This is a genomic window from Pedobacter steynii, assembly GCF_900103665.1.
Taxonomy (GTDB): Bacteria; Bacteroidota; Bacteroidia; order Sphingobacteriales; family Sphingobacteriaceae; genus Pedobacter; species Pedobacter steynii.
This window is the reverse complement of sequence record NZ_FNGY01000001.1, coordinates 919295-938991: the sequence shown is the minus strand read 5'-3', so window position 1 is coordinate 938991 and position 19697 is coordinate 919295. Positions and strand designations below refer to the sequence as shown.

At 41.1% G+C, this 19697-nt stretch carries 19 protein-coding genes; 6 read left to right on the top strand and 13 right to left on the bottom strand.

Features of this window, described 5'->3' with window-relative positions; genetic code table 11:
- Nucleotides 1-98 precede the first annotated feature (98 nt).
- From BLQ87_RS03855 to BLQ87_RS03825, 7 genes are all read right to left on the bottom strand, one after another.
- Nucleotides 99-590 (bottom strand): Crp/Fnr family transcriptional regulator, encoded by a 492-nt coding sequence (locus tag BLQ87_RS03855; protein WP_074604788.1) that lies wholly within the window; start codon nucleotides 588-590, stop codon nucleotides 99-101.
- A gap of 388 nt (nucleotides 591-978) precedes the next feature.
- Entirely contained in the window at nucleotides 979-1500 is a 522-nt protein-coding gene (locus tag BLQ87_RS03850) for a hypothetical protein (protein ID WP_074604787.1), read from the bottom strand.
- Between the two features lie 34 nt (nucleotides 1501-1534).
- The gene (locus BLQ87_RS03845; RefSeq protein WP_074604786.1) at nucleotides 1535-2101 is read right to left on the bottom strand and encodes a DUF4256 domain-containing protein; all 567 of its coding nucleotides are present in this window, start codon (nucleotides 2099-2101) and stop codon (nucleotides 1535-1537) included.
- Nucleotides 2102-2140: 39 nt separating this feature from the next.
- Entirely contained in the window at nucleotides 2141-2776 is a 636-nt protein-coding gene (locus BLQ87_RS03840) for a response regulator transcription factor (RefSeq protein WP_074604785.1), read from the bottom strand.
- A 3-nt stretch (nucleotides 2777-2779) separates the two neighbouring features.
- Entirely contained in the window at nucleotides 2780-3574 is a 795-nt protein-coding gene (locus BLQ87_RS03835; protein WP_074604784.1) for a sensor histidine kinase, read from the bottom strand.
- A complete protein-coding gene (locus tag BLQ87_RS03830; RefSeq protein WP_143010329.1) occupies nucleotides 3544-4164 on the bottom strand; it encodes a hypothetical protein in 621 nt (206 codons plus the stop codon). The genes BLQ87_RS03835 and BLQ87_RS03830 overlap by 31 nt, the downstream gene beginning before the upstream one ends.
- Before the next feature lie 32 nt (nucleotides 4165-4196).
- The gene (locus BLQ87_RS03825; protein ID WP_074604782.1) at nucleotides 4197-4664 is read right to left on the bottom strand and encodes a hypothetical protein; all 468 of its coding nucleotides are present in this window, start codon (nucleotides 4662-4664) and stop codon (nucleotides 4197-4199) included.
- Between the two features lie 163 nt (nucleotides 4665-4827).
- Here BLQ87_RS03825 and BLQ87_RS03820 point away from each other — a divergent pair, with 163 nt between their 5' ends.
- The 3 genes from BLQ87_RS03820 to BLQ87_RS03810 all read left to right on the top strand — a co-directional run bounded on the left by BLQ87_RS03820 (nucleotide 4828) and on the right by BLQ87_RS03810 (nucleotide 9297).
- Nucleotides 4828-6162: a hypothetical protein gene (locus tag BLQ87_RS03820; protein WP_074604781.1), complete on the top strand. Its 1335-nt coding sequence runs from the start codon at nucleotides 4828-4830 to the stop codon at nucleotides 6160-6162.
- 67 nt (nucleotides 6163-6229) lie between these two features.
- Nucleotides 6230-7756 carry a ComEC/Rec2 family competence protein gene (locus BLQ87_RS03815; RefSeq protein ID WP_074604780.1) on the top strand — a complete coding sequence of 509 codons (1527 nt, stop codon included), beginning with the start codon at nucleotides 6230-6232 and terminating at the stop codon, nucleotides 7754-7756.
- Nucleotides 7757-7887: 131 nt separating this feature from the next.
- Nucleotides 7888-9297 (top strand): hypothetical protein, encoded by a 1410-nt coding sequence (locus BLQ87_RS03810; RefSeq protein ID WP_074604779.1) that lies wholly within the window; start codon nucleotides 7888-7890, stop codon nucleotides 9295-9297.
- Nucleotides 9298-9310: 13 nt separating this feature from the next.
- Here the strand turns inward: BLQ87_RS03810 and BLQ87_RS03805 are convergent, their stop codons facing one another.
- Nucleotides 9311-9787 (bottom strand): hypothetical protein, encoded by a 477-nt coding sequence (locus BLQ87_RS03805; RefSeq protein ID WP_074604778.1) that lies wholly within the window; start codon nucleotides 9785-9787, stop codon nucleotides 9311-9313.
- A gap of 21 nt (nucleotides 9788-9808) precedes the next feature.
- Nucleotides 9809-10978, bottom strand: a complete 1170-nt coding sequence (locus tag BLQ87_RS03800) for a hypothetical protein (protein WP_143010328.1) — start codon at nucleotides 10976-10978, stop codon at nucleotides 9809-9811.
- A gap of 234 nt (nucleotides 10979-11212) precedes the next feature.
- Between BLQ87_RS03800 and BLQ87_RS03795 the strand changes: the two genes are divergently transcribed.
- Nucleotides 11213-11773 carry a hypothetical protein gene (locus tag BLQ87_RS03795; RefSeq protein WP_074604776.1) on the top strand — a complete coding sequence of 187 codons (561 nt, stop codon included), beginning with the start codon at nucleotides 11213-11215 and terminating at the stop codon, nucleotides 11771-11773.
- A 21-nt stretch (nucleotides 11774-11794) separates the two neighbouring features.
- Here the strand turns inward: BLQ87_RS03795 and BLQ87_RS03790 are convergent, their stop codons facing one another.
- From BLQ87_RS03790 to BLQ87_RS03780, 3 genes are read right to left on the bottom strand one after another with little or no spacing between them, the layout of a single operon-like run.
- The gene (locus BLQ87_RS03790; protein ID WP_074604775.1) at nucleotides 11795-14956 is read right to left on the bottom strand and encodes an error-prone DNA polymerase; all 3162 of its coding nucleotides are present in this window, start codon (nucleotides 14954-14956) and stop codon (nucleotides 11795-11797) included.
- Between the two features lie 24 nt (nucleotides 14957-14980).
- A complete protein-coding gene (locus BLQ87_RS03785) occupies nucleotides 14981-16477 on the bottom strand; it encodes a Y-family DNA polymerase (protein ID WP_074604774.1) in 1497 nt (498 codons plus the stop codon).
- Nucleotide 16478: 1 nt separating this feature from the next.
- Nucleotides 16479-17246, bottom strand: a complete 768-nt coding sequence (locus BLQ87_RS03780; RefSeq protein WP_245723788.1) for an ImuA family protein — start codon at nucleotides 17244-17246, stop codon at nucleotides 16479-16481.
- Between the two features lie 41 nt (nucleotides 17247-17287).
- Between BLQ87_RS03780 and BLQ87_RS03775 the strand changes: the two genes are divergently transcribed.
- Entirely contained in the window at nucleotides 17288-18085 is a 798-nt protein-coding gene (locus tag BLQ87_RS03775; RefSeq protein ID WP_074604772.1) for an XRE family transcriptional regulator, read from the top strand.
- Nucleotides 18086-18204: 119 nt separating this feature from the next.
- Nucleotides 18205-18657, top strand: coding sequence for a nuclear transport factor 2 family protein (locus BLQ87_RS03770; protein ID WP_074604771.1), 453 nt, complete (start codon nucleotides 18205-18207; stop codon nucleotides 18655-18657).
- Nucleotides 18658-18670: 13 nt separating this feature from the next.
- On the opposite strand, the gene BLQ87_RS03765 is transcribed toward BLQ87_RS03770, so the two are convergent.
- Nucleotides 18671-19654, bottom strand: coding sequence for a hypothetical protein (locus BLQ87_RS03765; RefSeq protein WP_074604770.1), 984 nt, complete (start codon nucleotides 19652-19654; stop codon nucleotides 18671-18673).
- Between the last annotated feature and the right edge of the window lie 43 nt (nucleotides 19655-19697).

Here is a 19697-nt window from a genome sequence, read left to right as displayed (position 1 = left end):
TCAGGACAATTCTTAACAACTGATCCGACGATAGTCGGATGATGACACGATTGTTGTCGGATAATTAAACATTTTATCAGGCTACCGAGCCTTGCCCACTAAATACCGTTCAACTTTTTCATAGCTCTTGTAAGCGTATCCGGAGACATGTTTAAAAAGCTGGCCAATTGCTTTCTTGAGCAAATTTTCAAAAGATTGGGATGGTTATAGTAGAGATTTCTGGTACGTTCCAAAGCGGTGCGTTTCATATCGATCAGGTGTTGCGTTCTAAGCACCCTGCAATTATCCCGAAGTTTTTCAATCAGTTGTTCAGCTTCAAAAAACTGTTTTTTTAATGCGGTAAAATCTTCCACTGAAATGGCGATAAAGCTACTATCTTCAAGTGTGACAATGGAGCTGACTGAAGGCTGCTGACTGAAGAAACCGGGCGTGGTGTGCAGGAAATCTCCGACAAACCAAAACCAGCTTGTAGATTCCTCTGAACTTTCCATATCCCTCGTCATTTCTGCGGAGGTTCCTTTTAGCTGAAACCAAACAAATTTCTGTATTTCTTTATAGTTGAGGATGGTATTGCCAGCTCTGCAATCCATGAAATGTACGATTTGCGATAGCTGTAATGCCAATGCGGACGAGACTGGAGAAAATCGCCGCATGACGTCGATCATTTGATGAACTAATATAGCATTATGCATAAAGAGAACGTTTAAAGTAAAAAACATGAACAACCAAGAATTAGTGCGCTATTAAAATGGAATTCAACACTTTAAACCTCACATAAAGAAATTCAAACAATTAAGTTAAGAAATTATTTTTAAAAAATAGAAATAACAAGCCTTTTGAACTGTAATGTAAAGCCGACTTCTTAGCCACGATCTCCATTACGGATAAAAAAGGTCATTCCCGGCCTATTCTTCAAAGAACATGAAGATAGCGGTTGTTCAATACTGTAAACACAAAACACTATTGACAACTAATTATTTAATCTATAATGGCAGGAACATAGTTTTTCAGGAGGATCCATTTGTTATCCTTCAATTGAAAAAACATAGCCCCTAAATTCAGCAATCTTCGCTGATCATTAAACTCTTCATAGACGGCAAAACATCTGTTTTTATCATCAGAATAAGCAACGGGACTAAAAATTTTGAACCCAGCCTTTACCGTAAATGATAAGCCTGGATCTACCTTGAATACCCTTTTTGAAAGATATCGTTTAGAAACAGACTTATCTTCGGTGTTTCCAGTTGATCTAATAAAACTCCATTCCGGGTTTTCCAGATAATCGGAGATTCCAGCCTTACCAAAGCCAAATATGTGGGGATAATCTAGTGTTCTTTGATCAACTGAAAAATACTTCGGACATTCCTGATCGGTTGTCAAAATTTTTAACATCTCCGCATAAACCGGAGCATCCTGAACAATTTGTTTGGTTGTTTGCGCAATAGTAGTGCTTGTAGAAAATATAAAAATGACTAACGTAAAAGATAGGAAAAACCTCATAATTATTGTTGCCTTACTGAAGAAGAGAAAAAGATTATACTTTTAGGGAACCGCGGAAGCCTCTGGCACCATAGTAAGATTCTGCACCATTGTGATAAACGAAGATCGTATCGTAACGATAATCCGCAAAAATTGCTCCGCCAAGCTTTCTGATATCCGCCGGTGTTTTGATCCAGCTCGACGTTTTCGTATCAAACTTTCCAAATTGCTGCAATTCGCGATATTGTTCTTCCGTTAAAATTTCAATCCCCATCGCAGCAGCCATCTCCATGGCGCTATTCTTTGGCTTATGTTCTTTTCTTGACTCCAGCGCTTCGCCATCATAACAAACACTTCTGCGCCCCTTAGGACTTTCGGCGGAACAATCATAAAAAATGTATTCGCCGGTTTTCTGATCATAACCAACAACATCCGGCTCACCGCCGCTGATTTCCATATCGTCAAGTGACCATAGTTTTTCGGTATTGGCTTCCAGTTTCGCCTGCACTTTAGCCCATTCCAGACCTTTGTGGCGGTTCATATTTTTCTCAAAGCGGTCTTTTAAGGTGCTGATCAGCTCTGCACGTTGTTCTGGTAACAACTCTTTTTTATTGTTTTTCATAGTTAAATATAGCTGATTTGGACAAAAAAAACAGGGCTTTTACAATTCAATCAGCTTGTTTTTAATCGCATATAAGACTAAGCCGACTCTATTCTTAACGTTGAGCTTAACGAAAAGACCATCTCTGTAGCCATCTATTGTTCTCAGACTCACAAACATCTTTTCAGCAATTTCTTTATAAGTGAGTTCTGTGCCAGCGTATTTCAAAAAATCCTTTTCCCGTTGGTTCAGTTTAACATCTGTGGAAGGGGTATACAGACGTTCAGCCATTAGGCGGGTAACAAATGAAGGGAAATAAACATTATGGTCTGCTACTGCGTCCAAAGCTGCTTTAAACTCCAAAGGATCAGCATCTTTCAACAGATAACCTCTGACCCCTGTCTTGATCGTCATTAAAATGGTCTCAGCATCATCTACCATGGAAAGCACAATGATGTGTATTTCCGGATAATGTTCTTTAATCCAGCTGGCGAGTTGTGCCCCGTTCATTACAGGCATATTCAGGTCGAGCAGTACGATATCCGGCTTATTTTTTTGGTGAATCCGCTCGCAAAACTCCTCCCCGCTTCCCGCTTCAAAGAGCACATCATATTCAGGAAAAGTTTTGATAAGGGATACAATTCCCTGCCTAAACAGCCGATGGTCATCGACGAGCGCTATAGTTGTCTGTTGCATGTATTACAATATTGAGGTACTATTCAAAGTTATTGTTGTCTTACACCCCCCAAATGGCTTAGTCTCCATTACAACATCTGCTCCAATCAGGGTTGCACGCTGTCTGATATTTTTAAGGCCGAGCCCCTGTCCCTTGTCTAACCTGTCTTCACAGAACCCCTTTCCCGAATCCTTAATAGTTAAGGTAAAGCATTTTTCTCCAAATTTCAAATCCACAAAAATATCTTTTGATCCGGCATGTTTTAGCGTATTGTTCACAATCTCCTGAAAAATCCGGTACAGGACCAGATCAACCTGACCAGCCATCTTAACCGGATTTCCTTCCAGCACAAAGAAAGCATTGATGATCCCGCTTTTATGCAATCTTTCTATGTCATTCATGATGACCTGCACCAGTCCTTCCTCTTTAATTTTTTCAAAACTGAGGCTCTTTGAAAGGTCTCTTAAATCACTGATTACTTCTGAAATCAATTGAACACTTTCTACTATTTTCGTGTTCTTTTCTTCTGCATCAAGCCGAACTGATGTGGAAAGTGACAGCTTAATAAAAGAAAGCACCTGCCCGATATTGTCATGGATCTCCCGGCTGACGCCATTTAAGGTTTCATTCTGAATTTCCAGCTTGGTTTCTAACAGCTGCTTCTCGAAGTTCCTGCTCAATTCCTCCTTCTTTTCATTAATAATGCGTTTTTTTCTTACAAAAACCAGGAAGAATAAGGTAGTAAATACAGAAAGTATGACGAGAATGATACTGGAAATAATAATGGCTAATACAATGTCTTCGTGGGTCTTTTCCATATGATAATGGCAATCGAGATAAGAAGGTATAGAAAAATGCTTAGCGATCTGGGGATAACACGATAAAGCGGATCACCAAAAAGTCTGAGATCATTTATACGAATATAATTATAAAGAGAAAAACAAATGGCAATTCCGGAATAAAAGATCAGGACTCCGGAGGCGATAAATAATCCGCTCAAAAAATGGCGTTCATGAACGTAATTGTCATTTTGCAGGTAGTAGTAAAAATGCAGACAAGCAAGGAAAATCCCCAATACTCCACCAGTAGAGATGATCACATTGTTGAATTCATAAAAAGAGGTGAACAGATAATAGGTCAGCGCAGCAACGATATACGTGATGGTCAATACAACAATCACCTTTCTATGGACCTTTTGCCGGGCAAAACAATAAAATATAAAGGCATAATAGCTGTGGCTCAAAAGATTGATCAGGTTATAGACCCAGATATTTTTATAATGGAAGTTTACGGCAAGATATTTGGCGATTAGTTCCACTACAAGTATGAGCAACAAATAGGGTACAAATGTGATTAAAAAATGATTTTTAAGTTTGCCGATATAGATGACCGATATCAGCAAACTCAAAAATTCAAAATAATGTTGAATACTCAATTCCATCAGGGGTATACTTCTCCCATATTAAAAGGATTCACTTTTTGATCTTGTTTTGGCTTACCTATCGTTGCCGGCTTGCCCTCAAACATCGGGAAAAGGAATACAGTTATCTTATCCAGGTTATGATCATCCGGTTCGGGAGTATCGTTTATAAATTCCTGTGTATAAATTCCAAATCTGATATCCATTGCATCATAAGTTGAGATAGTGTCAATATGTTTAATCCAGTCCTCCAGCAGCTCCTTCTTAAAAATGACGCCCAGCGTTTTTTTCTTGAATCCGCCGAGAGGAGTTTGCTCGTATTCGTATATACATTTCATGGCCTCCTCATAGGCAACTTCCCTCTCTGCAAGATTTTTTGCACCAGTAAATCCTTTGTCCTCTTTTTGCTTGTCCTGATAAGACGGTTGTAAGAGTGTACCTGTATTGGCTTCCATAACAGGCATTAATTTAGATAAATTTCTTTCCATTTTAATCTGGTTTGTTTAGGAAAGTAAACATCGAGTTTATCAAAAAAATTCCTTAGGGTGTTTTCCCCCTATTTTACCGTTTAAAAAACGGTTTGAATCCACGCGTTTTACCATAAAGACATGTTTGCAAGTATTTGGATGTTTGTGTACCAATCTTAAAAACATGAAAAAATTAACGACCGTGCTTTTGTTATTCAGCTGTTTGCTGTATACAAAAGTTAATGCGCAAACAAAAAACGTCCCGGTAAAATACATTGATACTGTTTTCCCCCGGATACTGAAGAAGCTGACTCATTATCAGGATACCACCAACAAAATTTATGACGATCACAAAAATTATTTAATCTCCCGTTATAGTTTTCGCTCACTCATCCAGAAGGATTATTCAAAAATTACAGTTGGAGAAAACAGCTTCAGTAAGGTTGGCCGGTTTGCCACCCTGCAGATAGACGAAGATGGCTCTAAATTCTATTTTACACCTTTTGTTTTCGTAGTAAAAAAAGAGCCACTGGATGGCCCCTTTAAGTACATTCATGCCATTGATATTAGTGGAGAGATGAGCAAAAAGATTTTTGACTTCAAAAACAAAAAATCACTTAAAGCTGGATATTCATTTACCTGGATTGTTAATGAGGGCTATAAACCTAAGCCTGGCGCCAGAAATGAAGTCTTTCATAAAGCAATAGTGGATGAAGCCTTTGGGGAAACCAAGGAAAAATATGAAAATGCAAAAACAGATTTTTCTGACTACTTAGATATTTCCGATGAAATTGAAGAAAAAGATTCGGCAAAAGTTCACAAAGGAGCAAAAAAACGGTTTTTCAATACCCTTGAGGAACTGGAACTAAAGTATTATAAGGAAAAATGGACGGCTAAGCGCATATCCTGGTTTAAACTCAATGTAACCCCCTTTAGCTGGGACAACTTTAAATACCTCGATCCTCAAATTGCAACCAGTTTAAGTAAGCCTATTGATAAATCCGTTTATACCGCAAACATAAAACTATCTTACAATCAACTACATACCGTTACAACGGCTAAAAATCTTCAGTTTTATTGGTCCGCTTTTGCTGCGCTTTCCCGAAAACATACCTTAAGTGAAATCTCCAGCCCCTCCCGCTGGTACAATCTAAAAAAGCTGACAGATTCAACCTCAATTTTAGCAGAAGATGAAAGTGTTTTTTCAATGACCAGCACCGATTTTAAGAGCAGGGTCAGACCAGATTTCGGTGCTCAGTTCATTGTTCTGTTTGACGTATTTAATGAAACCAATATCGGAATTGATCTGGCCACTTCATTCAATGGATTGGTTACCTCCTCACCCTCCTCTTATGTGAACAGCACAAGCCTCGGTTTAATCATTCCTTTTAAAGACAAAGAAGGCAATAACAGCATCAATTTCGAATTGTTCTATGAACGCAAATCCTACCTGAATACCTCTTTAAAAAACGCTGGTTTTTGGGGAATTAAATTCGGACTCCCCTTCACGAAGCCCTAGTTAAATTCTGACCTAAAAAGGGGCTACAGCCTGAACCAACAAACGCTACCCAACTAATCATAAAAAAATGGAACAACAACAAATTCTTCAACAAGGTCACGGCTTTGCCGTTTATCCTGCTGTCAAAATTTTCGATGAAAAAACAGATGGCGAAAAAATAAAATGGACACACCTTAAGAATCTCTTGTTTGGAGATTTCATTCGGGTGCTCAAAGATAAAGACACCTTCATAGAAAAAATTGTTAAAGATGAAACCTATATCAAAGTCAGAAGTCGAAGCTGTACCGGTTATATCCTAAAATCTAAGATCAGGCCTGACCGGATCCTGGAAGTCAATTTTATTGATGTAGGGCAAGGGGATGGCTGCCATGTCGTAACACCCGATGACCAGCATTATATCATCGATGCGGGTGGCAGCGATAACATGTTGCGTTTTTTAAAATGGAGGTTTAATACCAAACGTAGTCAATCTGCACCTCCGGTCTTTGATGCAATAATCTCACATCCGGATAGCGATCATTATCTTGGTTTTGGGCAGTTGTTTAAAAAACAGACCGACAGCACTCAACAATTCAGCTTTAAAAACATCTACCATAGCGGCTTGGTTCAAAGAGAAGGTGCCGATGAATTGGGTGCAACCATTCGGGTAGGAAACACCAATTACATCACTGAACTGGTCATCACAGATCAACAGATGAAAGCGCATTTAAATAACATGGGCGAAGGTTCCCTGCATGAAAGAACTTTAAAAAAGGCACTAGACCAACATAAAAATGTGAACTTTAGTGCCGCAGTGAGGGGAAATATAAACCAGCCCCAGTACCTGTTAAGTACCCCGGAATTAAAGATGGAAATTCTTGGTCCATTGACCGAAGACATACAGAACCAGAGAACCCTGAGGTATTTCAAAGCAAAAACAGGCAATACGGATAACGTTGGCAGAACTAAAAATGGACACTCCGTTGTCATCAAGCTGGTGATGGGGCATGTCCGTGTGCTCTTAGGCGGAGACCTGAATCCCCCTGCAGAAGATTTTTTGCTTCAGAGTTATTCGGGAATTGACATTGCCACATTACGTAAGCAAATACAAAATGCGACCAGTGCGTCACAGAAAAAGATATTGCAAGATCAGATGAATGCAGCAATAGATTCTGTAAAGAAACACTTTCAGGTAGATTTTGCCAAATGCTGTCACCATGGAAGTTCAGATTTTACGTCTGAATTTCTACAGGCAGTCAATCCTTTGGCTACCGTTATCTCAAGTGGCGATGATGAACCTCATTGTCATCCCCGCCCTGATACTTTGGGTACCATAGGTAAATACAGCAGAGGAGAACGTTCTTATATTTTCAGTACAGAATTAATGCGGTCAAGTAAAGAATTCATAAAGATTAAAGACCTTGATCCGAAGAAAGAAAAAGAAAGAATTGTGACCGTCTATGGCATGATCAACCTGCGTACAGATGGACAAAAAGTAATCATTGCCCAGAAACTTGAACGGCCAAGAGGTACCCAAACCTGGGACATTCATCAATTTGAGTGGAATGATCAGTTAAATACTATCGAAAGAGTAGAAACAGGATCCGACTCGTAATTACGCTAAATTCAAAGCTTTTTCATTTAAATAATGAGTTTATCCTCTATAACATCATGCAGATTCTAAAACTTTAATATATTTGTTCAAACGGGTAACTTGTTTGAACAGATATATTAAAGTTAATAAATATGACCTTGCTCTTTAGTGATAAACAACAAAATGCCCTTAACTCTATTTGGATATTAGGTATTATTGTTGCATTTTTTCAAATAAGCAATTATTTTGTAGACAGTTACGGACCGGACACTTCCTTTTACGGCTATTTATGGCAGGTACAGAACTGGTTTTTAGAAAGTCTGGTTTTTGCCTGGTATTTCTATAAGAATAAGCTCATTACCAAAGCTGTGCTGATACAGCTCCTTTTTATCCCCTACTACATCTTCAAATCAGATTGGTCGGCCTTTCTGGATTATCATTTAGATATAGAGAACAGCATGAGCATTTATAATGCGATGAGGTTTGTCACCTTTTTTATTCCGCTGATTTGTTTTGCTTTCTTTTATTATAAAACTGAAACCAAACCAGCAGGGATATCCAGGCTAAAATCGTTGATCATCCCCTTCTGCAGTGCATTAGTTTTCAGCTATGCCGTATCCTCAGACCCGGACTCCTTATATAAATATACCGGATTTATAACTGCGGAATCTTTATACATAAAAGACATCATCGTTTCTATTATCTTCCTGGTAATCTCTTTTAAAACTATTGCGGTGCTAATTGGCTTCCTTTACCTTTCTAACCGGGCTTATTCCATTAAAAAATTAATATACCCAATTGACCATCAAGCCATTTCAAACCCTTTCTTTAAATGGGGCTTTATGATCAGCTATACAATCCTCTTACTGACGATTATGGACATGGTTGGTTCTATATTTTCCATATCTTTCTCCTCCTCTTCGTTAAAAATAACAACGATCAGTTATATCCTTTCCTACCTGATCATACTGATCATCAGCGGGAGGTTTTTCGGTAATTTAATTCAATACAGAAACTATACACTACAGAAATATTTAGGCGTTTTAAATGCCATATCGATGCTGCCCATCTTAAATCTGATTTCCTTTTTTGTATTGCTCTTTGTTAAAAAGAGCACAGCACCTATTGGCACTTATGTTGAAAAATTAAAGAAAAACAGAAACATCCACCTGATCATTTATGCGGTTATAACAATCCTATACATCCTTTACAAATATTTTGGAGATCCTGCGGAATACAGGGAGGCATCTATATTCTACAGAATACCGGTATTCATTATTGCCATTGTGTTACTGAGCAGGTATAAGGTAAGCACCAAAATAGTTCCTTTTCTGGTCTTTATATTCCTGTACTACGGAGATATAACCGAATTTTTCGATTTCACAGAAGGCTATCTTTCCTTCTTTAAAGGCAAGATCCTGTCTTTTATATGGTTAGGTCTTAGCACCTCGGCCCTGGTTTACTATATCATCCATTATATTCTTTACAAATCATTTTATACTGAATATTTTGAAGAACAGGACGCAGAAAAATTTGAGCAGTACATTGAAACGTTTAAATAATATATAGTCTTTCTTATTTTCTCAGGATAATGGAAAATCCTTTAGAAAAAGTGCTCAGGTCTTGTGTAAGCTTAAAATCGAAATTATACTTACCGTCTTTTGGTACAATAAATTGAGTATTCTCAATTTCAAACTCATGCTGTGTATAGTAAATGGTTGACTCTTTATCGTCGCTTGAAGAACGATAAGATTCGGTTGTTTTCTTTGAATTGATCTGATGATTGCCATTAAACACATCTAAACTATCATATAACAAAGATTTCCCTGCGCTTTCTATATGATACTTCACCTTAAAAGCCGGGGAATCATCTTTATCATTTGTCTCCAGCTTAGACCAGATGGTTACTTTATCGCCTTTTTTTAAGTCAATCCCTTCCGCCGAAGACACTTCCCCCCGCTTCAAAGGGATTTCAGCAATATCGGCTCCAACAGGATTGCAGGAAATAAGCGCGAAAAGCAAGAAAGAAGGGATGATATGATATTTAAACATGAGTCTGATTTTAAGTGTTCCTTATTTTGATTTAAGATCTAAAGTGTAGTGTTTACTAAAATAGTTGAAGATTTTAACGAACAGGTCTACGTCGGTAGCCTGCAGATCATCTACCATGGTTTTTAGCACAAAGCTTTTATTGCGATAATCGATTGGGCAAATCACCTCTATTGTAGCTGGATTAAATACATCATCATAACCTCTACGTGAGATATTTATAATATAACTATTGCCATCGGTGCTTAAGGTATATTTGTTTTGATTGCTGACCTCAAAAACATCGCGGTTATAATCCGAATTGTTTAATTCACTGACCTTATTTGCTTTAACAGCATCAATAAATTTAAGAAAACCCAATTGCTCGTTTGTCGTCAACCGGGATAATGCTGCAAGCTCATAATTACCTTCAGTTCTCGGGGTTATGGTTTCGCCTTCATCTAAGAAGATGACCAGCTCTTTTTCCAGCTTTTTAAAAAACCGTTTGACCATATTTACTTCAATCACAGGCAAGTTACGTACATACTCTTCCCATGACTTGAATTGAATCGCCGGATCAGTTTTGTTTGTGAAGTTTTTAGCGTTCCTGATCAAATGAGAAAAGAGGTTTATCTTCTCTTCCTTCGGAAGTTTCTGGCTCCAGCCCATTTCCGCTTTATAAAAAATATAACTTTTATGCAGTGCATCATATTTCAGATGGAGGGCGATAAAATTATCATTCTGATCAAAGATAATGCTGTTTTCATCCTGGAAGTAAACGGTCTCCACATTGGGGAAATCCGCTTTAATATCTTCCACAGAGAGCAATGTCGAATCGCTTTCCGGGATGATCATGATACTCTGCTCGTACAAACGCTCATCTTTGGAAAGAACATTTCCAAAAGAGATGACAGAAATGCTATCCTTTAAAGCCGAAAGGTCCATCTTTCCCAGCTCCTGCACGTCGGCCCCTACCAGCTTTTGTACACTAAAAATATAATGAGCGGGTATGCTAAAACTATACTGCTGATCAATTACAATTGTTTTCTGCGGCAGCTTTAAGCCCATAATTCTCTTCATTTCGGCCTTATAGTCTGTTGCTGAAACAATCGGGACCTCCTGAGCGTCTTGTTTCACAATCCGTTTACAGCCCGAACCGATTAAGATAAATAAGATCAGGTATGCCCAACCCTTTCCTTTTAAAGGAAATTTCATGCTTTTTAAATCAAGGCTAAAAATCACACTCATAGTATTCGTTTATTTATTTTCAAATATATAATTTAACCCGTCAATTATTCCTTATTCTTTATGTCAATTAATAGAGTTTAAAGCCGGGCAATAAAAAATTAGTTAAAATTCCCGTTATTCATGCCACGATGACTTATGTGTAACAAAACAATTAATTACTCATCTTAGGGTAAAGAGATTGACCTTTAACTAAAAGAAACGATGACTGACAAATCAATTCATAAAGCGGGTCTATATGCCCTGGGAGTAATCAGTCTCTCTATATGGGCTTTATTGCTATGGGACCACTTCCATGGAGGAGTACCAAGTCATCATTTATTGGCAAAAAAAGAATTACCGAAAATATCAAATTGGTGGGGAGCAATTACGGTTCCTTTAGCAAGCTATTTATTACTGAACAGGATCAAAAAACGAATCACTTTTGAAAACGGGTCTATCGATCAAAATTCCATTAAACATATAGTTTATCCTTTTTTAATTGCCCTGATATATGCAGTTACTTTAGCCGTATCCTTCACAACAGGAAACCCGCAGATATCAGGTTTTCTATTTCAGGGACTTTTTGTCGTTGCCATATTCTTTCCTATTTATAAGGCAGAATACTTTTTAGGATTTATCCTCGGTTTGGTGTATGCTTTCGGAGGTGTTTTACCAATTATCATTAGTTCCTTTCTGGCCATCATCAGCTATTTACTTTATAATTTCTTACGCCCTGTTTTCATCAGGATTGGAGTAATGGCCGGGCTGATGAAAAAGACATGATTTATCCCCTAACCTGGTTGTTTATTTAAAATCTCTTGATTCCGGAAAGAGTTCCGCCTGTATCACCTGTTTCCCTTTTTTAATATCTGTTTCCACAAGGCCCTGTAAAAGACCGGACAGGTCATAACAATGCCTGACCACGATATGTGTGACTTCACCCTCCCGCTGTAACTTCCCTTCTACCATGAGCAATTTTGCCCTTAAAATCTCCTTGCGGAATTTTGTAAACAGCTTTTGAAAAACCACCAGATTCGCTATTCCTGTTTCATCTTCAATCGTAATGAAACAAACACCTGTCGCCGTTCCCGGTCTCTGTTTTACCAATACCAATCCACAAACCCGGACCAGCGTCCCATCAGGCCAACGCTTCAATTCTTTAGCAGAGAGTACCTGACGGTGAAACAGTTCCTTTCTGATAAAGCTTACCGGATGGGCTTTTAAGGATAAGGCCGTGGTACTGTAATCCTGAACCACGTGTTCCGACAAAGCCATTTTTGGCAATTGGATTTGTTGCTCTTCTGTGCTTTCTACCTTCAGTTCCCCCTCAAATAATCCCAAGGGGCGGTCGGCAAGTGCTGTTACTTCCCATAAGGCTTGTCGCCGGTCCATTCCCATAGAGCGGAAAGCATCTGCATCGGCTAATTTTTCCAATGCAGTCAGGGGTACACCGGCTTCCATTAAAGTATGGACATGGCGATAAGGTTCCTGTTCACGTCCGACAACGAGCAGGTTTATATCGTCTTCGTTCAAACCGCTCACCTGACGGAAACCTAATCTCATTGCACAGTATTTGCCGGATAGCTCTTCCAGCGTATTGTCCCAGGAGGATAAGTTCACATCAATTGGCCTGACCTCTACTTTATGTTTCCTCGCATCACTGACAATCTGTGCGGGCTGATAAAATCCCATAGGCATGCTGTTCAGTAAAGCCGCCGCAAAAATATCCGGATAATAATGCTTGAGCCAGCAGGAAACATACACCAACAAAGCAAAACTTGCCGCATGACTTTCAGGAAAACCATAACTTCCGAATCCTTCCAGTTGTTTAAATACCCGTTCCGCAAAATCTCTTTCGTAATTTTTTGCGATCATGCCGTCCACCAGCTTCTTCCGGAACTTGCTCACCTTTCCATGTGATTTGAAGCTCGCCATACTCCGGCGCAATTCATCTGCTTCTGCCGGTGTGAAACCTGCAGCAACAATAGCAATCTTCATCGCCTGTTCCTGAAACAAGGGCACCCCTAATGTACGCCCAAGAATAGCTTCGAGTTCTGGTGAAGGATAAGTAATGGCCTCTTCTCCATTGCGTCGCCTCAGGTAAGGATGGACCATATCCCCCTGAATCGGCCCCGGGCGGACAATGGCCACTTCGATCACCAGGTCATAGAAATTCCTCGGCTGCAACCTCGGCAGCATAGACATTTGCGCCCTGCTCTCGATCTGAAACACGCCTATCGTATCTGCATGACTAATCATATCGTACACCTCCTTATCATCCTCAGGAATATTGGCCAGGGTAAGGTCAAGACCATAATGTTGTTTCGCCAGGTCAAAGGCCTTTCTGATACAGGTCAGCATTCCCAATGCCAGGACATCTATTTTAAGGAAGCCGAGTGCATCAATATCATCCTTATTCCATTCAATACAGGTTCTGTTTTCCATGCGCGCATTCAGAATCGGACAAAGCTCGCTCAGCTTCCCCCTGGTGATCACAAAACCACCGGTATGCTGTCCCAGCTGACGGGGGAAACCGATAAACTGCTGCGTGAGCTGCAGGATCTTCATCAGGTGCGGATCATCGTGTTTAAATCCATGATCAGAGGTCACTTTACCCTCCAGCCACTCGTCTGTAAATTCCCACATCGATTTAGAAAGACGGTCTACCGCATCTAAGGACAGTCCCATCGCTTTTGCCACATCACGCACGGCTCCTTTCCGGTGAAGCTGGGTAACGGTGGCTACAATCGCCGCACGGTCACGCCCATATTTATTATAAATATATTGAATTACTTCTTCCCTCCGTTCGTGCTCAAAATCCACATCAATATCGGGCGGTTCATTTCTCGCAGAAGAGATAAAGCGTTCAAAAAGCAATTCAAATTTGGTGGGATTTACCGAAGTGATGCCCAGACAGAAACAGACCGTTGAATTGGCGGCAGATCCCCTGCCCTGGCACAGGATATTTTGTTCCCTTGCAAAGCGAACAATATCATATACGGTGAGGAAATAGGCTGCATAGTCCATTTCCTCAATAAATTTCAACTCGTACTCAATCGCAGTGGTAATTTTCTCCGGCAGCTCCTCTCCAAAAAAGTCCTTTGCCCCTTTCCAGGCCAGGTGGGTTAATTCTTCCAGCGGATTACGTCCTTCGGTGGTGATTTCCTCTGGATAGACATATTTCAGCTGGTCCAGGGAAAACTGACAAGCCTCCGTGATTTCCTGACTCCGTCTGATGGCATCCGGATATTGCCTGAATAGGCGCTCCATTTCTACTGCAGGTTTCAGGTATCTTTCTGCATTCTGATACAGGTGATAGCCCGCATTATAGATCGTACACTTTTCCCGTACACAGGTCACGATATCCTGAAGTTCGCGCCGGTCAGGATGATGGAAATGCACATCATTCGTGGCCACCATTGCTACTCCGATCTGAGCAGCAAGCTCCGAAATCCGGTACAGTTTTTTCGCATCATCACCCCGATAGGAAAAGCAGGCACCCAGATAGAGATTGGCTCCAAATGCGTCTTTATATTCTTTTAAAGCAGTTTTAAAAGCAGGATCTAAATCGAACTCCGCATTTAATTTACCTGGAGGCACAGTGATGAATTTGATGCCTTTGGAGAAATGATAAACATCCGCTTTATACAATTCACATTTGCCTTTTTCTGTCCGCAGGTTACCTGTAGAAAGTAAAGTGGATAAACGGGCATAGGCTGGCTGATCTGTTGGATAAGCCAGGAGGCTTGGGCCATCGACCAGGTCGAGCCTGCAGGCAGGAATGATCCTGATGCCATTTGCTTTGGCAGCAGCATGCCCCCTGACAATCCCCGCAAGGGTATTGTGGTCTGTAATCGCAATTGCGCTATAGCCAAGCGATACCGCCTGCTGGATCATTTCTTCAGGATGCGAAGCACCTCTTAGGAAACTAAAATTTGTGGTTACCTGTAATTCCGTGTAACTCATCTCTCTCTTCTTTAGGTAAATTCTTTAGGCAAAAAATCCATGTATAAACCATTCCGGCTCTGCATCATGATAATGACCCGACCGGAATACCCAGTAACGTGCGCCCTGCTCATCCTCTACCCGATAATAATCTCTAACCAGGCCTTGTTCGATCCACCATTCCCGCTCAATTCTTTCCGGTCCATCCGCTTTTCTGATTTTATGAACCGTCCCTTTATAGATAAACAGCATGGGTGGATAATCCGGAATTGGCGAGGTGACCTGGATCCTTTCGGGCCGGGGCAATAAGCAGAGGGGCCTGGGCTGATCCTCCGGCCAGTCGATGGCCGGTTTTTCCTGTAAACTTTTGGCTTCCCGGATCGAGCGCTCCGGCCAATGGTGCTGATCAGGCAGGTAGCGGTGTATGGTATTCGCACCAAATCGCCCCGCCAGCCGGTCCAGCAAACCTGCGATGGCGAGGTGTTCCTGGTTACTTGCTGCCCAAAGGCTCTCCTGCTGGATGGAAAGTTCTTCTACCACAGGTGCTTCTAAAACAAACAAGTCTATTCCCAATCCCGGTGCAATCGTAGCGATCTTCAACTCAAACAGTTTAAATAAATGTCCCACATTTCTCACCGGTTCATTTGTCCCGATTTCGATCTGCTGCAATTCCCCATCGATCCGGCACCCCTTAAACACCCCTTTCCTCATTCCCTTACCTTCGCGAAACAACCGCTGACAAAGGATTTCCAACAGCTTCCGCAAGGCGATTTCAATGCCCGTAGCCGTACGGATAGGTTCCAGGGATGGAAGACTTTCCTGATAAGGAACGATCGCTTGTATTGGCGTTATCGGCTCCGACACCAGGCCTAAAGCCTGATCCAGTCTGTTCAGCAAATCCTGTCCGAAACGCCTGCGCAGAACCCTTTGCGGCATATTGATGAAACTCCGGATCTGATACAGGCCTAGTTTTTGCAAACGGTCCAGCACCGGGGCTTCCAACCGCAATGCAGCTGGTGGCAAAGACTGCAGTGCATCAATATGAGCCCCCGGCTCGATAACCGGACTGATTTTCCCGAAGCGGGATACTGCCCAGGAAGCGCCTATGGTATCTGCTATGGCCGCCCGAACTTCATAACCCGGTTTACGGAGCTTACTTAAAATATCTTTAAGGTATGGCCCTTCCCCGCCCCAAAGGTGTGCACAGCCACTAATGTCCAGAATCAGGCCGTCCGGTAAATCAACAGCTGCAATCGGTGTGTACCTCAAACTCCATTCGGCCAGGGCACGAAGCAACTTTTCACCTCTTAGCGGATGGTCATCCAGAACTTCCAGGTTAGGGATTAAGGCTCTTGCATCAGCCAGTACCATCCCCGCTTCAATTCCTTTATCCATAGCTGCGGCACTGCAAGCTTTCACCACCATTCGCCCGCGTTCTGCAGCGGCCAGTACAAAGGGCTCCCCTTTCAGCTCCGGTTTACGGATAGCGAGTTGATCCGTTGTTAAATGACGGAACCATATCGTAAGGTATCGCCTTGACATACTATCCTGTTTGTTGAATAAAAGTATTTGATGTTGCTACAGTTGTTAAATGGCTAAACCGCCCTGCCGACCATTCCAATTGCCAGCTTCCGGGTTTGCCATTGCGAATCTTTTGCAGTTCTACATTCCAGCGGGGATAACCTACCCCCGGAACACCCGCTTCCAGATTGCTGGCGATAGGACTAATCTCCCAGCGGGAAACAGAGGCAATAGGATTTGTTTTTTGAGGATTGCAACGGTGCAGGAAACCGGTAACCCTGCTTTTTTCTACTGCAAGCTGTAGTCGCCTGGATTCAGTAAGACTGATTTCTTTGAGTTCAGCTACTACTGCAGTCAGGGCGCCACATTTCAGGGATTCTTCGATTGCCCAAAGGACATCCCTTTCGCGCTGCAGGTCTATAAAAATCACCCGGTCCGGAGAGATTCCGAAAGCCTTAAGGCCAGGCGGAAAAAGCTGGCGTCGCGCGCCTATCCAAAGGCAGGTGCCTTCTGTTTTCATTAAATGACTGATCAGGCCAGCCATAAAACCTGTTGTTGCTGCAGATGATGATGCATTGGCGCTCACAAATTCATGTACCGCAGCGGTCGGAAAAATATGGTTAGGAAAGGCTTTTTCCATTGGCCCAAGACCAATATCCGGGCGCCCATGATCTAAAACGGCAGAGAATCCCTGCATTAAAAGGATGTCCTTTTTCAGTTTTTCAATGATCTCACTTTTATTCGCCGCTGCTTCCATCACAATTAATTTTAAAATTAGTACATTTGACACGATTGGTGTCAAATATTTGACACTAATAATAACAATACAAAATGAATACTCAAAAAGTTTTTTTTTCCGCCAATATTAAGTTCCTCCGGGAGCGGAAGAAACTGAGCCAGGAAATGATGGCAGAAAGCCTTGGTATAGGCCGTTCTAAGCTGAATGCACTGGAAAGCGGGCAAACTAAAGCTCCCCAGCCGGAGGACCTCATTAATTGTTCAAATACTTTTAAGATCAGTATAGACAGCCTGCTGAAGGTGGAGCTTTCCAGAATTTCAGAACTCAAACTCCGGGAACTGGAGGCTGGAACCGACATTTATTTACAGGGAGGTCATCTCCGTGTACTGGCGATTACAGTGGATAAGGACAACAAAGAAAATATGGAATATATCCCTGTAAAAGCGAAGGCCGGTTATCAGGCCGGATATAAGGATCCTGAGTTCCTGGCCTCTTTGCCCAGATTTTCGCTTCCCAATCTTCCTGAATCCGGCACTTTCCGGATGTTCCCTACTACGGGTGCTTCCATGTTACCAATTCCGGAAGGTGCTGAAGTGATCTGTAGGTTTGTGGCCGACTGGCAGCATCTAAAAGCCCGCAGCCTTTGCATTGTCGTATTGAAAGGAGAACAGGAATTTGTATTTAAGCAGGTGACGCTTGAAAAAGAAGGAACAATACTGCTGGAATCTTTAAATAAGCTGTTCCAACCTTATCGTGTACCTGTTGCTGAAGTATTGGAATTGTGGCAGTTTCATAGTTACCAGAGCCAGGAAATTCCGGAACAGGAAAACGATCTGATGGAGATTAAGCACATGATCAGCTCATTGCAAAATCAGCTATTGAAAAGCTAACCTTACTTTTTTAAGGTGTCGATGATGTTTTGGTAGCTTTTTTTTGTGAAATTTCAGGACGGCTTTTTTATTTGAAAATTATATATATTTAGCTGAGCATTTCTAACTTAAATTTATTCATGAAATTAATTTTCTTTTTCTCCCTACTCATCGCGATGAGCACTTTGAAAGTTCAGGCCCAGACCAGACAGGATACGCTGGACATCAAAAGAGTAGCACTTGCTTATATTGAGTCTCAGCATACGCCAAATCCCAGGCAAATGCAGGATGCTTTACACCCCCGGGTAGTGAAAAGATCGGTCTTCAAAAACAAGAAGACACAAAAAGATTTTGTTTCTGAATATTCAGCCGAAAACCTGGTCATTCTTGCAGAAACCTATAATACCGCTGGTGATAAGTTCCCAAAAACGCCAAGGAAAGAGATTAAATTACTTGATGTATCTGCCTTAACCGCATCCGTAAAATTAATTGCCGACGAATGGTTTGACTATATGCACATCGTTAAGACAAATGGAGAGTGGAAAATCATCAATGTACTTTGGCAGTACAATAAGATATCAGAACATCAATAGTATATTGATATCTTTATATAACCCGTTTTTTCTTTAGGATTCCAAACCTTGCGTTCTTGAAATCAATGACAACGGTATCCTCAAAAAAGAGTGAATTTCCAACCAGAGCGAAGAGCGCTTCCGACTTATAAAAGTCTTCCAGGAGCGGATTGTCGGAATACCATGCAGCAGGATTTTTTAACTGGACCTTGCCAAGGCATACTTTCGACTTTATCATTCCTTTATAAAAATTTGTCTTTTTACCCCAGGAGCCTGCCACAAGGGAGTCCACAGGAAGTTGAGTTGCGGAGAGCTGCTGCCAGTTTTCCCTGGTCGTTCCCAGATCAAACAAACTCGCTCCGGTATCAAATAATACCCATTTCATCTGATCTGCAATTTTAAGGGGAAGCAACATTCTTCCTTTTTCTAATTTGCAATCGACAAAATCAATCTCCTTTTTCAGGTGGCTATCAAGCGTATCCAAAACACACATTCTGGCGCCTGCATAATCAATGATTAACACTTTATCTTTAGAAAAATCGGCACCAAGGCTTCCAACCAGATTTTCCTTTCCGGTACTCAGGGAATCTTGAGCGATCTTAGATCCATAATTGAGGAAGATCCCTGCATCAGTTTTGATGTTAGGCCCTATTTTCAGGGAAACTGGTTTTAAGGAGGCATGTAAGATTCCTGCAGAAGACCTTCCGGTATCCGGTTTAGCAGGTAATAATGCTTTAACTTCTTCCATGGTCCCGTAATAGCTTGCCAGACTATTTTCATACATTATTGTTGCATCACTTCCCAGGTCAAACTGCAAGAGCATATTCCCTTTTCTATCGTTAAAGGATACAGGTATAGCCATTGCCAGTTTAGCATGATATTTACCATTTATTTTGCTGCCTAACCATTGGAATGGAAACCATGGATAATGACTTGTTTCCGCCTTTTGGGCATAAGATAAATTGATGGTCCATGCCATCAGGAAAGAAAGTAAAAGCTTTTTAATATTGATGCTCATAAAAACCATTCATTATTTAAAAGCAATATACACGAAAAAGTAA

What these genes read in the sequence shown, in the direction of transcription:
- BLQ87_RS03855 (WP_074604788.1), bottom strand. Translation starts at nt 590, where the DNA reads ATGGATTGCAGAGCTGGCAATACCATCCTCAACTATAAAGAAATACAG.
- BLQ87_RS03850 (WP_074604787.1), bottom strand. Translation starts at nt 1,500, where the DNA reads ATGAGGTTTTTCCTATCTTTTACGTTAGTCATTTTTATATTTTCTACA.
- BLQ87_RS03845 (WP_074604786.1), bottom strand. Translation starts at nt 2,101, where the DNA reads ATGAAAAACAATAAAAAAGAGTTGTTACCAGAACAACGTGCAGAGCTG.
- BLQ87_RS03840 (WP_074604785.1), bottom strand. Translation starts at nt 2,776, where the DNA reads ATGCAACAGACAACTATAGCGCTCGTCGATGACCATCGGCTGTTTAGG.
- BLQ87_RS03835 (WP_074604784.1), bottom strand. Translation starts at nt 3,574, where the DNA reads ATGGAAAAGACCCACGAAGACATTGTATTAGCCATTATTATTTCCAGT.
- BLQ87_RS03825 (WP_074604782.1), bottom strand. Translation starts at nt 4,664, where the DNA reads ATGGAAAGAAATTTATCTAAATTAATGCCTGTTATGGAAGCCAATACA.
- BLQ87_RS03820 (WP_074604781.1), top strand. Translation starts at nt 4,828, where the DNA reads ATGAAAAAATTAACGACCGTGCTTTTGTTATTCAGCTGTTTGCTGTAT.
- BLQ87_RS03815 (WP_074604780.1), top strand. Translation starts at nt 6,230, where the DNA reads ATGGAACAACAACAAATTCTTCAACAAGGTCACGGCTTTGCCGTTTAT.
- BLQ87_RS03810 (WP_074604779.1), top strand. Translation starts at nt 7,888, where the DNA reads ATGACCTTGCTCTTTAGTGATAAACAACAAAATGCCCTTAACTCTATT.
- BLQ87_RS03805 (WP_074604778.1), bottom strand. Translation starts at nt 9,787, where the DNA reads ATGTTTAAATATCATATCATCCCTTCTTTCTTGCTTTTCGCGCTTATT.
- BLQ87_RS03800 (WP_143010328.1), bottom strand. Translation starts at nt 10,978, where the DNA reads ATGAAATTTCCTTTAAAAGGAAAGGGTTGGGCATACCTGATCTTATTT.
- BLQ87_RS03795 (WP_074604776.1), top strand. Translation starts at nt 11,213, where the DNA reads ATGACTGACAAATCAATTCATAAAGCGGGTCTATATGCCCTGGGAGTA.
- BLQ87_RS03790 (WP_074604775.1), bottom strand. Translation starts at nt 14,956, where the DNA reads ATGAGTTACACGGAATTACAGGTAACCACAAATTTTAGTTTCCTAAGA.
- BLQ87_RS03785 (WP_074604774.1), bottom strand. Translation starts at nt 16,477, where the DNA reads ATGTCAAGGCGATACCTTACGATATGGTTCCGTCATTTAACAACGGAT.
- BLQ87_RS03775 (WP_074604772.1), top strand. Translation starts at nt 17,288, where the DNA reads ATGAATACTCAAAAAGTTTTTTTTTCCGCCAATATTAAGTTCCTCCGG.
- BLQ87_RS03770 (WP_074604771.1), top strand. Translation starts at nt 18,205, where the DNA reads ATGAAATTAATTTTCTTTTTCTCCCTACTCATCGCGATGAGCACTTTG.
- BLQ87_RS03765 (WP_074604770.1), bottom strand. Translation starts at nt 19,654, where the DNA reads ATGAGCATCAATATTAAAAAGCTTTTACTTTCTTTCCTGATGGCATGG.